Raw genomic sequence first — 14,635 nt, 5'->3', positions numbered from 1 at the left:
ATGCGGTCCCCTTGCCGTTTCGAACGAAGAAGGCGTAACGGGCTCATCCACCCGCGTACTCGCGCCTGTTCAGCCCCAGAAGACAGAAGACCTCGTAGGTGATCGTCCCCCACCAGGCGGCCAGTTCCTCGGGCGTGACCGGCGAAGGCCCGTCGCCACCCAGCAACCAAGCCGCATCGCCCGGGACCACGTCGGGGATGTCCGTGACGTCGATGGCCGTGAGCTGCATGCAGACCCGGCCGAGCACGCGGGCGCGGCGGCCTCGCACGACCATCTCGGCGCGGCGGCTCAAGCTCCGCGAGTAGCAATCCGCATAGCCAGCGACTGCGATGGCCACACGCATGGGCGCGTCGGCCGTGAAGGTGCACCCGTAGCTCACGCTCTCGCCAGCAGCCAGATCGTGAACGTGAGCGATAATCGTGGAGACGGCCATGGCGGGCAAAAGTTCCTTGCCCACATCGGCCAGGGCCGTCCCAGCGAAGGGATTGGCCCCGTACAGGGCGATGCCCGGCCGCTGCATGTCCAGCCGACACTCCTCATGCGCCAGCATGGCCGCCGAGTTGCCCAGGGTCCGCTCGAACACGAACCCTGCGGCCGCGAAAACGGCGCAGATGTCTTTGAAAACTCCGGCCTGCCGGGCGACATAGGCCGCATTGTCCGGCTCGTCGGCTGTAGCCAGATGCGAGGCCACGATCTCAAGTTGCAGGCGCGGATCGCCGCGAAGCCGCCCGACGAGCGCGGGCGCATCGGCCGGGCGAAAACCGAGCCGCCCCATGCCGGTATCGAACTTCAGCGCCAGCCTGACGGGCGCCCCCCCTTCCCTCGCGGCCTCGGCCAGCATGTCGAGTTGATCGAAGCGGTAGACCATGGGAACGAGGTCGTCGTCGACCACGGCCCTGGCGTCGGCCATGTCCAAGGGGCCGAGCAGTGCGACGACGCGCCCGCCGTATGCACCGCACAGAGCCGAGGCCTCCTCCACGCTGCCGACGCAAAGCGTCTTCGCTCCAGCCAAGGCGAGCGTCTTGGCCACGGGAAACAGGCCGTGCCCGTAGGCATCGGCCTTGACTACCGGGGCCGGATTGTCTCCAAAACGCCGCAACATGGCGTAATTGTGCGCGATACGATCAAGGTCGATGCGCGCCACGAGCCTGTTGTAGGGAACGCCCATACATTTCTCCGAGCCCCGGATTCGAAAAACGCCTTGGCGCCTTGCGGGGCAAGGTCCGCTTCTATCCGGTTCGCGGGCGCAAGAAAAGTCGAAAAAGCCCCGCCCGAGGCTGTTTTCCAGACATCGAACGCTTGTGCACCCGTAAGTTGTTGTGCTACCCATAACGCGCCTTACGCACTGGCCAGGGGCCGCAAAACTCCATACGGGAATGCAGAACGGCATCTTCATCACGAACGCGAGACAGATGATGCGAATCGCACAGCCGCGGGCCGCCCTGTTTCTCGTCGCGCTCCTCCTGCTTTCAGTCTTCCTGCCTTACCCACCTGCCCACGCCGTCGATCTCGCCAACCAGCAGTGGAATCTCACAGCGGATCGCGTCTCCACAAATCACGCGGCCGGCATCTCACAGGCCTGGGGCAACGCGGTCCTGCGCAGCGGAGAAAATTTCCTCTCGGCAGATTTCATCGAATACCATCGCGACACCGGCTGGATATACCTCAAGGGCAACGTCCACACCTTTTGGAACGACTACGACATCTACGCCGATCAGGCCGAATTCGATCTGGTCAACAAAACGGGCACGATCAAGAACGGCACCATTTTCATCGAACAAAGCGCCGTGGTGGTTGAGGGCAAGGAGATACACCGCACTCCCATGGAGAGCTACACCTTCGGCGAGGCGACCCTGACCGCCTGCGAAGGACCGACTCCCGACTGGTCCATCCAAGTCTCCAGCGGCGAGATCAGACTCGGCGACTATGCCGACGTCCACGACCCAAAGATACGTATCCGCGACGTGCCGGTGCTCTATGCGCCGTTCATGCGTGTGCCGCTACAGGCCAAAAGGCAGTCCGGCCTGCTTGCTCCCGCCTGGGGCTCCTCGTCTCGTCTGGGCGGCTTCGTCAGCCAGTCCTTCTTCTGGGCCATCGACAAAGAGCGCGACATGACCGCCACCGCAACCTACTTCGGTAAGCGCGGTGTCATGGGAGGATTGGAGTACAGGCACGCCACGGACGCCGAAACGCTCGGCCTGTGGCGGCTGGACTACATCAACGACCGGGTTGTGGTGAAAACCGCAGCCGAGCAGGAAAGCCAGTTCAGATCCCAAAATCTCGCGCGCACAAACGCCAACCGCTACTGGCTGCGCAGCAAGTACAACGGATGGGTGTTCGATCCTTCCATCAAGGCCAAACTCGACATCGACTACGCCTCGGACAGCACCTTCCTGCGCACCTACGACATCCTGCATTCGAGTTACTCGCGCAGCTACAACGACTTCGTGAATCAGTTCGGCCGCGACATCGAGACCATCGACTCGCTCACGCGAACCAGCACGGGCCTTCTGAGCCGCGCCTGGGACGCGGAATACGCCGTAAACCTCAAAGCCCAGTATACCGAGGACCTACGCTACAAGGGCGGTAACACCCCAGGGAGTCGCGATCCCACCGTGCAGCTTCTGCCTGAGTTGAGCGCCTACGCCTATAAGCAACAGTTCTTCGGCTCGCCTTTCGAGATTGAGGCCGATTCGTCATTGTCCTACTTTGACCGGCGCTACGGCGTGTCCGGCGGCCGCTTCGACGCCCATCCCCGGCTGAGCCTGCCTCTGTCCAGCCCTTACGGCTCCGTCATCCCCTCCGTGGGCTGGCGTCAGACCTTCTATTCGGTCACGAACTTCCAGGCCAACCCCGAAGGCCGCTCCAACGAACGCACCCAGGAGCGGGGCATGTACGACGTCCGGGTCACGGCCTTTTCCGAGGTCTTCGGCGTCTACGACCTCGGGATGGGTGAGATATATCGCAACCCTGCCGCGGAATATGCCGGAAGCTCCACCTGGACTGCTCTCAAACACTCCATTCAGCCCCGCCTGGACTACATCCGCGTCCAGAACAAGGATCAGACGGCCCGTCCCGATTTCGACCAGTTCGACCGCATCCAGCCCAACAACGAGTTGCGCTATTCCTTCATCAACGTGCTGAACCGCAAGCGGGGCCAGATCGTCGCCGGTCTTACCGAAGACGGAGAGCCCGATCCCTATCTGGCCTTCGACTACCGGGACTTCATCCGCCACCGCCTGGAACAGGGATACGATTTCGAAGAGGCCAAGCGAGGGACGCATCTCGACATCTACCCCCGCCGTCCCTTCTCCGACGTGCTCTCGCAACTCGAACTGAGTCCCCTCTCCTGGCTGTCCTTGACCAACAAGGTCTTCATTTCACCCTACGGCGAGGGCATCACCCAGATCCAGAATTCGATCGGCGTTTCCGACCCTGAATACGGCAGCATGCGAGTGGGCCTGACCCAGTACAGCAAGATCGACGAGTACAAACGGCAAAACCGTGACGCCATCAACATGCTGACCCTCAACGGAAGGCTGCATCTGCCCTACAGCCTGACCCTGGACGCCTCCTACCAGCGCGACCTGCGCCAAGACACAACCGTCAACGCCGCCCTGGGGCTGACGTGGCACGCCCAGTGCTACGACGTCAGCGCCGTTTACAAACAGGACCAGTACGACCGCTCGGTTTCGCTGTGGGTGTCCATCCTTGGCTTCAACACTCCGAGTATCGGCTTTACCGAGCGCGTCAGCCCGTAAGGCCGACAACGCCATGTCCCGCGCTGACGAATCCGCAGAAATCCGCATCCTGCCCTCCGAACTGGCCGACCAGATCGCTGCTGGCGAGGTGGTCGAACGCCCGTCGAGCGTGGTCAAGGAACTCGTCGAAAACGCCCTGGACGCCGGCGCCAGACGCATCACCGTCGACATCGAGCGCGGCGGCCAGGGGCTCATCCGCATCAGCGACGACGGCGCGGGCATTCCGCCGGACCAGTTGCCCTTGGCCGTGACGCGGCACGCCACAAGCAAGATCGCCTCGTTTCACGACCTGATGCGCGTGGCCAGTTTCGGTTTTCGCGGCGAGGCCCTGGCGAGCATTGCCTCGGTCTCGCGCTTGACCATCACCTCGCGTGCCGGGCGAGACGAGGCGTATGCCCTGGACGTGGAGCACGGCCGCTTGGGCGAGGTGCGGCCTGCAGCCTTGGCCAAAGGAACGGTCGTTGAAATCCGCGACCTGTTCGCCAACGTCCCGGCCCGCCTGAAATTCCTCAAGACCGAGGCCACCGAGGCCAGACGCTGCCACGAGGTTGTGGCCCGCATGGCCTTGGCGCATCTGGACACGGGCTTCGTCATCTCCTCGGGCGGCCGCTCGCTTTTCCGCTTCACGGCCGGGCAGACCTTGCTTGCCCGTCTGGCCGTACTCTGGCCCCCGGCCATCTGCGAAGGGCTCATGGAGATCGACCGCGCCCGGGACGGAATGCGGCTTAGCGGACTTGCGGGCAACCCGCTCAAGGCCCAGGCCAGGCCCGACCGCATGCTCTTCTTCGTCAACGGCCGCCCCGTGCAGGACAGACTGCTCGCCAGCGCCGCCCGCGAGGCCTACAAGGGCCGCCTGCTGGCCCGCGAATACCCTCAACTCACGCTGTTCCTCGAACTCGATCCGCTGGAAGTGGACGTGAACGTGCATCCGGCCAAGCTCGAAGTACGCTTCCGCGACGAGCAAGCCGTGTTCAGGCTGGTGCGCCAAGCCTTGGCCGACGCCCTGGACGCTTCCGCACCCGCAGGCTACGCCCTCGCGCCGCGAGGCATTCCCGAAGCCGGCCGCGCTGCGGACAAAAAAGGTCTCTTCGGATACGCACGCAGGGGCGAGGCGACACAACCCGACCGCCCCTCGGAGTTTCTCCGCGCCCCGGCGGATCGCCCTTCCTCCCTCGACCTGCCCGCACACCAACCCCTTGCCCAACGGGCCAAGTTCTCGCCCTACCAGGACTTCTCAACACACGCCCAAACCTCGCCTCAGAACGACCGTCCCCCCCAAAGCGCCTCCGCGCCCCGCCGAGACCCGGAGATATTTCCCGAACGCACGGCAGCCCCCTCGCTGCACGGCATGCGTTACCTGGGCCAGATCGAGGCCACCTACCTGCTCCTGGCCCTGCCCGACGGGAGCCTGGGCATCCTCGACCAGCACGCGGCGCACGAACGGGTGCTCTACGCGGCCATGCGCGAGCGGGGAACGAGCGGCCAGTCCATGCCGCTGGCCCTGCCCATCGAGATGCGGCTGCATCCGTCCCAAGCCGCCCGGCTGGGAGAGGCCTGGCAGGAGCTTCGCTCGCTCGGTTTCGGCCTGTCCGCCGACGCGGACCTCTTGCGGATCACGTCCACGCCGCCCTCGCTCACGGCGGGCGCGGCGCGCGAGTACGTCGAGGCCGCCCTGAGCGGCCAGTCCGGATCGCTCGAAGACCTTTGGGTGCTGCTCTCCTGCAAGACGGCGCTCAAGGCCGGCACCCCGCTCGCCCGCGACGAGGCGCTCGGGCTCATCGAGGCCTGGCTGGCCGCGCCCGGCCGCGAGAACTGCCCGCACGGCAGGCCGACGCTCGTCCGCCTGTCGGCCGCCGATCTCGAACGCCTTTTCAAGCGCCGCTGAATCCTCTCCCGGCCATAAAGTTTTCTCCCTTCCGACCGAAAACGGATGCATGCCGCGCACAGGATGCGCGCGGAAAGGGCCTTTAGGTCCGTGCTTATGCAGGGAGGCACATCATGGCCACAGTCATTTCCATCCAGGAATTCAGGCGGCGCACGGTTCTGATCGCCCCAGCCACCGAGGCGGCGCGAAAGAAAAGCCCGTTGCGGGTATGCAAGGACGAAATCTGGGCGCACGACTTCAGCGGCCTAACCGGCGTCGTCTTCGGCGCCATGCGCATTCGGGAAATCCTCGACCACCATTTCCCGCTGCAGGAAGAGTGGAAGCACCACCTTCTGTGCGTGCTCGACATCTGCCAGCAGACCGAGGGCAGGGAGCGGGCCAAGGCGCTGGCCGAGACGATCTTCGACTTCAAAAGCTGCATCTACGAACTGACAACACCGGAAAACGCCAAGGACTTGGCCCTGGCCGTGCTCGTCCTCGAACTCATCGAGCGTTCCGCCGCGCTCAGGCTGCACGGCAGCCGCGCATAAAGGCATTCAAGGAAAGACAAAAGCCCGGTCCCGCGAATGATTCCACGCAGAAGCCGGGCTCTCTCAACGGCTTGGAAACGAAGTTCGTAGCAAACCCCGGCCCGCCGCAAGCGTTTGAAGTCTCAACCCAGCGAATCGAAGTGCTGCTCGGGCTTCTCCAAGTAGTTTTGCACGTAATCGCGCGCCCCGTCCTCCAGGCTCGTGAATTCGCGATCGTACCCGGCGCGCCGCAGCTTCTCCATGGGGGCCTCGGTGAAATACTGGTACTTGTCGCGGATGGCCTCGGGCATCTCGATGTATTCGATGTCCGGCTCGCGCCCCATGGCCGCGAACACCGCCCGGGCCAGGTCGTTCCAACTGCGCGCCTTGCCGGTGCCCACGTTGAAGACGCCGTTCACTCTCGGATTCTCCAGGAGCCACCACATGACTTCGAGACAATCCTTGACGTAGATGAAGTCGCGCTTCTGCTCACCTGGGCCGTAATCCGGCCGGTAGGACTTGAAGAGCCGAAGCCGCCCGGTTTCGCCGATCTGCTTGTGCGCCTTGCAGATCACGCTCATCATGTCGCCCTTGTGGTACTCGTTGGGGCCGTAGACGTTGAAGAACTTCAGGCTCGCGAGATGATCGAGCAACCCGGTGCTGTGCGCCCAGAGATCGAAGAGCTGTTTCGAGTAGCCGTACATGTTCAGCGGCTTGAGGCGGAGCATGGTTTCGGTGTCATCCGAAAAGCCGAGCGTCCCGTCGCCGTAGGTGGCCGCGCTCGATGCGTTGACGAAGCGGGCTCGCTTTTCGACACAGAACTTGGCCAGGATCTGGGAGTAACGCAAGTTGTTGCGCATCAGGTAGTCGGCGTCGGTCTCCGTAGTCGAGGAGCACGCGCCCATGTGCACCACGGCGCGCACGCCCCAAGGGTCGCGCCCGGCCTCGACAGTCTTCAGGAATTCGTCCTTGTGGACATATTCCTCGTAGCGCAACCGAACGAGATTTTTCCATTTCTCGTCATGCCCGAGCTCATCCACGACCACGATGCGCGAAACGCCCATCTGATTGAGCTTCCAGACGAAGGCGCTGCCGATAAATCCGGCTCCTCCCGTTACGACGTACATTGCCACTCCTTTACGCGATTTGCGTCGCTGTCAGGCGACGGCAAAACATACCCCAGGTCAGGCTGCTGAAAAAGCCCCATCTGCTGCGTTGCCGCGAATAGTCCAAATTATGGCGGATGGGAAGGTGAATGTGCTTTGAAAGACTACACAGCGAGGCCGGACCGAATTTCCACCCTTGACGGCAAAACCTCGGTGGCCTTGAGGGGGCAATTTCCTACAGAGATCGAACCAGCCGGAATACCGGCCGAACAGACGCGACGGGCTTGCCTTCGCTCACAAATTCTGCAAAATTTCCTTCTTTGCTTTCGCACGCCAGCAGGAGAAAATCCATGCGTTCCCTGATCCCCCTTGTGCTCTTCGTGCTTCTCGCCGTGTCCTGCGCCGACGCGCAAAAGCCCAACCGCGAAACGCTACGCGAGGAATTGCGCGCCATCCTCAAGGAGCACCCGGAACTGATCCTCGAAGTCCTGCGCGAGCAGCGCATCCCGCTTTACGAAATCGTGGAGCAGGGCGCGGCGGCCAAGCAGGCGGCCGAGGACAAGCGCCGCATGGAGGCCGAGCTGGCCAATCCCCTGGACCCCGGCCTCGACCCCGCGCGCCCCGTGCTCGGCCCGCTCGACGCCCCCTTCACCGTGGTCGAGTACTCCGATTTCCTGTGTCCCTACTGCGGCATCGCCGCCGAGACCATGCACGAGCTCGTGAAAAAGTATCCCGGCAAGATCCGCCTGCAATTCAAGCACTTTCCGCGCAGCGAAAACGGCCTGACCCTGGCCCGCGTCCACGAGGCCGTCGGCATGCAGGATCATGCGGCGGCCTGGGCCTTCCATGACGAAGTCTTCACCAAGCAGGAGGCCCTGCAGCGCAATTTCGCGCCGACTCTGGACGCCATCCTGGACGGCCTCGCAGCCTCGCACTCCATCGATCTGGAGCGCCTGGCCGCCAACCTCCAGAACCCGGATGTCCTCGCGCGCATCGAGAAGGACACCGCAGAGGCGCAGAAGTTCGGCTTCCGAGGCACGCCCTCCTTCGTGGTCGGCGGCGTCTCTGTGCGCGGCTCCTGGCCCCTGGCCAAATACGAGGACGTGCTCAAGCAGGTGGCCGCGGCCCGCGCGGCCCGAGGCGAAACCACGGGCACGTGCCTCGACTGCCCGGATTCGAAATAACGACACCAAGGACCCAAAAGGACGACCATGCTCGCCATCCTCGACTACAAGGCCGGCAACCAGACTTCGGTCAGCCGCGCCCTGAACTACCTGGGCATCGAAAACGTCATCACCGCGGACCCCAAAGTCATCGACCGGGCGCGCGGACTCATCTTCCCCGGTGTGGGTGCAGCCGGACAAGCCATGCGGGAGCTGACTGAAACCGGCCTTTCCGACGTGCTCAAGGAGCAGGTCTGGAAGGAAAAACCGCTACTGGGCATCTGCGTAGGCTGCCAGATCCTGCTCGACTACTCGGAAGAGAACGACACCAGGACGCTGGGCATCGTTCCGGGCCAGTGCGCGCTTTTCAACCGCGCCTGGAAGGACGAGGACGGCGAACCCATCAAGGTGCCGCACATGGGCTGGAACAGGATCGCCAAGGTCATGGACAGTTCGATCCTCGCGGGCGTCGAGCCCGAGGCCGAATTCTACTTCGTGCACTCCTACTACCCCGTGCCCAAGGACGAATTCGTCATCGCCACCACCACCTACGGCGTGGAGTTCTGCTCGGTCCACGGCCGCGAGGGGCTGTGGGCCTTCCAGTTCCACATCGAGAAGAGCGGACGGCCGGGACTGCGCATCCTCATGAACTTCGCCGACTACTGCAAGGAGGCCCGCCGTGCTCAGTAAACGCGTCATCCCCTGCCTGGACGTACGCGACGGCAGGCTCACCAAGGGCGTCAAGTTCGTGGGCAACGTGGACATCGGCGATCCCGTGGAGAGCGCCCGCCACTACTACGAGCAGGGCGCGGACGAGATCGTCTTCTACGACATCACGGCCTCGCACGAGGGCCGGGGGATATTCCTAGACGTGGTCGAGCGCGTGGCCTCGCAGATATTCATCCCCTTCTCCGTGGGCGGCGGCATCCGCACCGTGGAGGACATGCGGGCCGTGCTGCTCGCGGGCGCGGAGAAGGTCTCGGTGAACTCCGCCGCCGTGGGCAACCCGGACATCATCAGCCAGGGCGCGGCCCAGTTCGGCTCGCAATGTGTGGTCGTGGGCATGGACGTGCTCAAGGTGGGCGTCTCGGAGCAGACGCCCTCGGGCTACGAGATCGTCATCCACGGCGGACGCAAGCGCATGGGGCTCGATGCCGTGGAGTGGGCCAGGACCTGTGAGGCGCTGGGCGCGGGCGAACTGTGCGTCAATTCCATCGATGCGGACGGCACCAAGGACGGCTACGAGCTGACCCTGACCCGGATGATCGCCGAGGCCGTGTCCATCCCGGTCATCGCCTCGGGCGGCGCGGGAAGCCCCCAGCACATGGTCGAGGCCGTGACCGAGGGCAAGGCCACGGCCGCTCTCATCGCCTCCATCGTGCACTACGGCGAGTACACCATCCCGGATATCAAAAACTACATGGCGGACAAGGGCGTGAAAGTGCGCTCCGTCTGGTAGCCGCCGCTACTTCTAAGGATACCCATGACCCTCGGCGCAAACAGCCTGCTTTTGTCCATCGACACGGCCTTTCTGGCCAAGGTGGCGCGCCAGTACGGCCTGCCCCACATCTCCCCGGCGGACATCCGCGCGGCCCTTGAGCGCGAAGGCTACGACGTCGTGGAGACTTACGCCGCGGTAATCCGCGAGACGCCCGATTCCCTGGACGAACGCGAGGTGGGTGAAAAGCATAACCTGTTCGAGAAGCGCCGCTACGCCCTGGAACTGGCCGGGGCCACGGTCATCGCCAGTCCCTCGTGCAAGATGGAGTACGGCTACAAGCAAAGCGACGACCAGCGGCTGGTGGTCAAGAGCCTGTCCTTTTGCCTGCGCGTGCGGCCACGCTTCCTGTGCCTGGTGGCGGGGGATCGCGACTACATCCCGCTCGTGGAGGAGTTGCGCGCCGAGGGCATCCGCACCATCCTGCTCTCCTACGAGTCGTTTCGCTCGGGCGACCTGACCCGCCTTTCCTGGCGGGTGCGCGAGATCGCGGACTTCATCGAGCTGCCGCGCGTGAGGAGCGAAAACGCCCAGACGCGCGACCACGACGCCGAACGTCTGGCCGGATCGCTGTTCCCCGAACGGGGCGAATGACGGCACGGTCGGCATAACGCCAAAAACAACAAAGCCCCGCGTGATTTCTACACGCGGGGCTTTCAAATTGTCGACAGATTTCGTCCCGCAGACCGGTAAAAAGCTCTTGCGTTCATTCCTCGCGAGAGAAAACGCCGCTCTTGCCGCCGGACTTGTAGAGCAGCCGCACAGCGTCGATGACGATGTCCTTCTGCACGGCCTTGCACATGTCGTAGAGTGTGAGCGCGGCCACACTGGCCGCGGTCATGGCTTCCATCTCCACGCCGGTGCGGTTCGTGGTCCGCGCCTCAGCCGTGATGTGGATGCAGCACGCGGCCTCATCGATCTCAAAGGTCACGTCCGCGAAGTCGAGCGGCAGGGGATGACACAGGGGGATGAGGTCGGCCGTGCGCTTCGCGGCCAAAATGCCCGCGATCTTGGCGCTGGCCAGGGCGTCGCCCTTGGGCAGGGCCTTGTCAGCCAAAAGCGCAAGGGTCGCGGCCGAAACGCGCACCACGGCCCCGGCCCGGGCCACGCGGCGGGAAGGTTCCTTCCCGCCCACGTCCACCATGCGGGTCTCGCCCTGCTCGTCGATGTGGGTCAGACGCTCGGACATGCCCCCTCCGCGCTATTTTCCGGTGACGGTCTTGGTCGCCTTGTCGAGGAATCGCTTGACCTTGGCCATGGGCTTGTCTTCTTCCAGACGCAGGAATTCACGCAGGAGTTCTTCCTGCTTCTTGCTGATCTTCTTGGGGATGCGCACCGTGACTTCGACCAGGAGATCGCCGCTGCCGCCACCGCTCAAGTGCGGTAACCCCAAGCCGCGAAGCTGGAAGACCTCTCCGCTCTGGGTTCCTTTGGGGATATCCATGGGCACGGTCCCGTCCAAGGTGGGCACCTCCACACGGTCGCCCAGGATCGCCTGGATCACGGAGATCTCCACATCGACCACCAAATCCTGTCCCTGACGCCGGAACGTGGGGTCTTCCTCGACGTACATGACCACGTACAGATCGCCCGGAGGCCCGCCGTACAGGCCCGGCTCGCCCTCTCCCCGAAGCCTGAGGCGGCTGCCGGTGTCCACGCCCGCAGGCACCTTGACCTTGAGCTCGCGCACTTCCTGAATCGAGCCCTGGCCCAAGCAGCGCGGACAGGGGTCGCGGACCACGCTGCCCTCGCCCTTGCAGGATGGGCACGGCATGGCGATGCGGAAAAATCCCTGAGCCTGCTGCACCTGTCCCGATCCCTGGCAGCGCGGACAGGTTTCGGGTCGTGTGCCGGGCCTGGCGCCGGAGCCGTCGCACTCGGGGCACTTGGCCTTGCGCGGGATCTTCAGGGTGACTTCGGTGCCCCTGGCCGCGTCCATGAACGACAGCTTCAGGTTGTAGCGAAGATCCGCCCCGGCAGTGGGCCTGGGCCCACCACCGCGTCCCGAAAAGCCGAAGAACTCCCCGAAAATGTCGGAGAAGGTGCTGAAAATGTCCTCGCTGGAGGAGAATCCCGGTCCGAAGTCGCCCGCGTCGTGGCCGAAGCGGTCGTAACGCGCCCGCTTCTGGGAATCGCGTAGGACTTCATAAGCCTCGGCGGCTTCCTTGAACCTGTTCTCGGCCTCCGGGTCGTCCGGGTTGCGGTCGGGATGGTTCTCGAAGGCGAGCTTGCGGTAGGCTTTCTTGATCTCGTCATCCGAGGCGTCTCGGGAAACCCCGAGAACCTCGTAATAGTCGCGTTGTGTCGCCATTGCCTGCTACTTGGGTTCGCGGGCCAGGAAAATGCCGGCCTCTGGAATATCCTCGGCGGGGAGAACCTTGATCGCGGCAATCTCGCGCAGCGCGGCCACGATCTCTTTGTTCTTGGTCTCCACGAGCGGAGTGTAGCCTTCGCGGTACTGCCGCACACGCTTGATGGCCATCTGGGTGATCAAAAAGCGGTTGTCCACCCGCTCCAGGCAATCCTCGACTGTGATGCGCGCCATATGCCGTCTCCTTGCTGAATGAAAAAGATAACGGGTCAAAGCGCCGTGGCAAGGGGGCCTCGCCCCACGAGCGGTGCCCCCGGCTGCCCGTCTCTCCCGTCCGGCGGCGAACCGCCGGGCGAAAGCCGTTATTGATACGTGATGGACGTCTCCCAGGTCAAGGGGGCTTTTGGGCTTCGCGGGCCGGGCCTCCTGGCGGTTTCAGCCGCCTTGCCCCCAGGACGCATTCCGGCTACAAGGCCGGGCAAACGCACCGGACAAGTAGGAAATCCGCCTTGAAAGCCTGCCGCCCGGTGTTGGAAATAACGACGACGAAATCTGGAATTCCCGCATGGGTACCCTTGGAAGACTGAACTACATCCAGAAGAAAGTCCTGGGCAAGACCGGACTGTTCATGAAGGAGACCGGCCAATTGCACGACGGCGCGCGCGTGGGCGTGGCGCTTTCGGGCGGGGTGGACTCCTTTCTCCTCACGAAGCTTTTGCTGCTCAGGCGGCAGATCGTGCCCTTCGATTTCGAGCTCATGGCCTTGCACGTCAATCCGGGCTTCGACACCACATGCCACGCCCCGCTCGTGGACTGGTGCTCGCGCCACGGCCTAGCCAGCCACTTCGAGGTCATGACCATCGGCCCGGACGCACATTCAGAGAAGAATCTCAAGAAATCCGCCTGTTTCTACTGCGCCTGGTTCAGGCGCAAGAAGCTTTTCGAATTGTGCTCGCGCTACAACCTGACGCACCTAGCCTTCGGCCACACCGGAGACGATCTGGTGGCCACGCTCTTCATGAACATGACCAAGACGGCCACCATGCAGGCCATGGCCGGCCGGTCGTCCTACTTCGGCGGGCGCCTGACCCTCATTCGTCCCATGCTCCTTTTGCGCAAGAAGGACATCGTCAAGGCTGCGACCGCCTTCGACCTGCCCGTGGTCAAGAATCCCTGTCCATCATCGGGAACGAGCGAGCGGGCGAGCGTGGAGCAGCATCTTTCGACCATGTTTCCGGACCGGAAGAGCCGCGAAAACGTATTCAGAGCGGTCACTCGCTGGCAGCTTGACTTGGACCGCGTGGTGGACTAGACGAACCCCTGACGAGGCCCCGACATTACGCATTCGTCCGTTGCGTCGGCGACGAGCACTTCAGTGCGCATACTAAGGAGCCCAGATGCTGTTCAAAAAATATCACATCGTCATTTTCCGGGATGGCATCGGTCAATGCCGGAAATTGCGGTGCAGCGGCTGGATCATCGCCACGCTGCTTTTTTTTGTGGTCGCCCTGGGCGCGGGCAACGTGTACTTCTGGCAGTATTACCAGCAGTTCTCGACACTTGAGCGCAGTCTCGTGGAATCCGAAAAGACTGTCCACGAACAGAAAACACAACTCGTCTCTTTGGCCTCCAAAATCAAGAATATCGAGAAGGACCTGAACCGCATCAGGACCTTCGACTCGAAGCTCCGGGTCATGATCAACGCCGAACCCGGGCAGCCGCAGAACGTCAGCGCCCTGGGCGGTCCCGAGGGCAACACGTTCTCCAAGAACTACCTGACGCTCTACCGCCAGGAACTCCTGGCGCGCAAGATGCACAACTACCTGCGCCAGCTCTCCACCGAGGCCCGGCTTGAGGAAGTCAAGCAGCAGGACCTCATCCAGAACATCCGTCAGAACCGCGAAGCGCTGGCCTCCACACCGTCCATCTGGCCTACCGAAGGCTGGATCACTTCGACCTTCGGCTACCGCACCTCGCCCTTCACCGGCAAACGCGAATTCCATAAGGGCCTGGACATCTCCGCGCCGCACGGCACCCCCATTTACGCCCCCGCAAAAGGCAAGGTTTCGTTCACTGGCCGCGACGGCGCATACGGTCTGGCCATGAACCTCGACCACGGCTCGGGCATCAGCACCAAGTACGCCCACCTGCACCGCGTGGCGGTCAAACCCGGCCAGACCGTGAGCCGGGGAGAACTCATCGGCTACGTGGGGAACACGGGCCGAAGCACCGGCCCGCACCTGCACTACGAAGTGCGGCTCAACGGCGTGCCGGTCAATCCCATGCGCTACATCCTGAACTGATCAAGCCAGCATGACCTCGCGCCATTGCCCCTTCCATCGTTGATGGAAGGGGCTTTTTTCGCGCCGCCGATCGACACGGTTTTCGTTGCCGCCCGGCCC

14 protein-coding genes are annotated in these 14,635 nt (G+C 63.4%); 9 read left to right on the top strand and 5 right to left on the bottom strand.

The window, feature by feature from the left end; translation table 11 throughout:
- Window positions 1-43: 43 nt before the first annotated feature.
- Window positions 44-1,168 carry an alanine racemase gene (gene alr, locus DSAT_RS05425; protein WP_020886590.1) on the bottom strand — a complete coding sequence of 375 codons (1,125 nt, stop codon included), beginning with the start codon at window positions 1,166-1,168 and terminating at the stop codon, window positions 44-46.
- Between the two features lie 244 nt (window positions 1,169-1,412).
- On the opposite strand from alr, the gene DSAT_RS05420 reads away from it, so the two are divergent.
- The 3 genes from DSAT_RS05420 to DSAT_RS05410 all read left to right on the top strand — a co-directional run bounded on the left by DSAT_RS05420 (window position 1,413) and on the right by DSAT_RS05410 (window position 6,176).
- Window positions 1,413-3,761 (top strand): LPS-assembly protein LptD, encoded by a 2,349-nt coding sequence (locus tag DSAT_RS05420; RefSeq protein ID WP_235695920.1) that lies wholly within the window; start codon window positions 1,413-1,415, stop codon window positions 3,759-3,761.
- Window positions 3,762-3,774: 13 nt separating this feature from the next.
- Complete coding sequence (gene mutL, locus DSAT_RS05415) at window positions 3,775-5,646, top strand: DNA mismatch repair endonuclease MutL (RefSeq protein ID WP_020886588.1); 1,872 nt, start codon at window positions 3,775-3,777, stop codon at window positions 5,644-5,646.
- 113 nt (window positions 5,647-5,759) lie between these two features.
- A complete protein-coding gene (locus DSAT_RS05410) occupies window positions 5,760-6,176 on the top strand; it encodes a hypothetical protein (RefSeq protein WP_020886587.1) in 417 nt (138 codons plus the stop codon).
- Window positions 6,177-6,298: 122 nt separating this feature from the next.
- On the opposite strand, the gene rfaD is transcribed toward DSAT_RS05410, so the two are convergent.
- Complete coding sequence (rfaD, locus tag DSAT_RS05405) at window positions 6,299-7,282, bottom strand: ADP-glyceromanno-heptose 6-epimerase (RefSeq protein ID WP_020886586.1); 984 nt, start codon at window positions 7,280-7,282, stop codon at window positions 6,299-6,301.
- Between the two features lie 329 nt (window positions 7,283-7,611).
- On the opposite strand from rfaD, the gene DSAT_RS05400 reads away from it, so the two are divergent.
- Genes DSAT_RS05400 through DSAT_RS05385 form a run of 4 tightly spaced genes read left to right on the top strand, consistent with a single transcriptional unit; the run spans window position 7,612 to window position 10,516 of the window.
- Window positions 7,612-8,445, top strand: a complete 834-nt coding sequence (locus DSAT_RS05400) for a DsbA family protein (protein ID WP_020886585.1) — start codon at window positions 7,612-7,614, stop codon at window positions 8,443-8,445.
- Window positions 8,446-8,472: 27 nt separating this feature from the next.
- Complete coding sequence (gene hisH, locus DSAT_RS05395) at window positions 8,473-9,114, top strand: imidazole glycerol phosphate synthase subunit HisH (RefSeq protein ID WP_020886584.1); 642 nt, start codon at window positions 8,473-8,475, stop codon at window positions 9,112-9,114.
- The gene (hisF, locus tag DSAT_RS05390; RefSeq protein WP_020886583.1) at window positions 9,104-9,883 is read left to right on the top strand and encodes an imidazole glycerol phosphate synthase subunit HisF; all 780 of its coding nucleotides are present in this window, start codon (window positions 9,104-9,106) and stop codon (window positions 9,881-9,883) included. Before hisH ends, hisF begins: the two co-directional genes overlap by 11 nt.
- Window positions 9,884-9,907: 24 nt before the next feature.
- Window positions 9,908-10,516 (top strand): NYN domain-containing protein, encoded by a 609-nt coding sequence (locus tag DSAT_RS05385; protein WP_020886582.1) that lies wholly within the window; start codon window positions 9,908-9,910, stop codon window positions 10,514-10,516.
- Between the two features lie 112 nt (window positions 10,517-10,628).
- Here the strand turns inward: DSAT_RS05385 and moaC are convergent, their stop codons facing one another.
- From moaC to rpoZ, 3 genes are read right to left on the bottom strand one after another with little or no spacing between them, the layout of a single operon-like run.
- Entirely contained in the window at window positions 10,629-11,111 is a 483-nt protein-coding gene (gene moaC / locus DSAT_RS05380) for a cyclic pyranopterin monophosphate synthase MoaC (RefSeq protein WP_020886581.1), read from the bottom strand.
- A 12-nt stretch (window positions 11,112-11,123) separates the two neighbouring features.
- Window positions 11,124-12,233: a molecular chaperone DnaJ gene (gene dnaJ / locus DSAT_RS05375; RefSeq protein WP_020886580.1), complete on the bottom strand. Its 1,110-nt coding sequence runs from the start codon at window positions 12,231-12,233 to the stop codon at window positions 11,124-11,126.
- Window positions 12,234-12,239: 6 nt separating this feature from the next.
- Window positions 12,240-12,467, bottom strand: coding sequence for a DNA-directed RNA polymerase subunit omega (gene rpoZ / locus DSAT_RS05370; RefSeq protein WP_020886579.1), 228 nt, complete (start codon window positions 12,465-12,467; stop codon window positions 12,240-12,242).
- A gap of 331 nt (window positions 12,468-12,798) precedes the next feature.
- Between rpoZ and DSAT_RS05365 the strand changes: the two genes are divergently transcribed.
- Both DSAT_RS05365 and DSAT_RS05360 read left to right on the top strand, forming a co-directional pair.
- Entirely contained in the window at window positions 12,799-13,545 is a 747-nt protein-coding gene (locus DSAT_RS05365; protein WP_020886578.1) for a tRNA lysidine(34) synthetase, read from the top strand.
- A gap of 85 nt (window positions 13,546-13,630) precedes the next feature.
- Window positions 13,631-14,536, top strand: coding sequence for a M23 family metallopeptidase (locus DSAT_RS05360; RefSeq protein WP_020886577.1), 906 nt, complete (start codon window positions 13,631-13,633; stop codon window positions 14,534-14,536).
- Window positions 14,537-14,635: the final 99 nt, after the last annotated feature.

This window comes from Alkalidesulfovibrio alkalitolerans DSM 16529, from assembly GCF_000422245.1.
Lineage (GTDB): Bacteria > Desulfobacterota > Desulfovibrionia > Desulfovibrionales > Desulfovibrionaceae > Alkalidesulfovibrio > Alkalidesulfovibrio alkalitolerans.
Note: the sequence above shows the minus strand (reverse complement) of the source record. Positions and strands in the feature narration are given on the sequence as shown.

Bases quoted from the DNA above. Each gene is read 5' to 3' on its own strand.
- rpoZ (WP_020886579.1), bottom strand. From the start codon at position 12,467: ATGGCGCGCATCACAGTCGAGGATTGCCTGGAGCGGGTGGACAACCGC.
- DSAT_RS05400 (WP_020886585.1), top strand. From the start codon at position 7,612: ATGCGTTCCCTGATCCCCCTTGTGCTCTTCGTGCTTCTCGCCGTGTCC.
- alr (WP_020886590.1), bottom strand. From the start codon at position 1,168: ATGGGCGTTCCCTACAACAGGCTCGTGGCGCGCATCGACCTTGATCGT.
- dnaJ (WP_020886580.1), bottom strand. From the start codon at position 12,233: ATGGCGACACAACGCGACTATTACGAGGTTCTCGGGGTTTCCCGAGAC.
- DSAT_RS05420 (WP_235695920.1), top strand. From the start codon at position 1,413: ATGATGCGAATCGCACAGCCGCGGGCCGCCCTGTTTCTCGTCGCGCTC.
- DSAT_RS05385 (WP_020886582.1), top strand. From the start codon at position 9,908: ATGACCCTCGGCGCAAACAGCCTGCTTTTGTCCATCGACACGGCCTTT.
- moaC (WP_020886581.1), bottom strand. From the start codon at position 11,111: ATGTCCGAGCGTCTGACCCACATCGACGAGCAGGGCGAGACCCGCATG.
- hisH (WP_020886584.1), top strand. From the start codon at position 8,473: ATGCTCGCCATCCTCGACTACAAGGCCGGCAACCAGACTTCGGTCAGC.
- DSAT_RS05410 (WP_020886587.1), top strand. From the start codon at position 5,760: ATGGCCACAGTCATTTCCATCCAGGAATTCAGGCGGCGCACGGTTCTG.
- mutL (WP_020886588.1), top strand. From the start codon at position 3,775: ATGTCCCGCGCTGACGAATCCGCAGAAATCCGCATCCTGCCCTCCGAA.
- rfaD (WP_020886586.1), bottom strand. From the start codon at position 7,282: ATGTACGTCGTAACGGGAGGAGCCGGATTTATCGGCAGCGCCTTCGTC.
- DSAT_RS05360 (WP_020886577.1), top strand. From the start codon at position 13,631: ATGCTGTTCAAAAAATATCACATCGTCATTTTCCGGGATGGCATCGGT.
- DSAT_RS05365 (WP_020886578.1), top strand. From the start codon at position 12,799: ATGGGTACCCTTGGAAGACTGAACTACATCCAGAAGAAAGTCCTGGGC.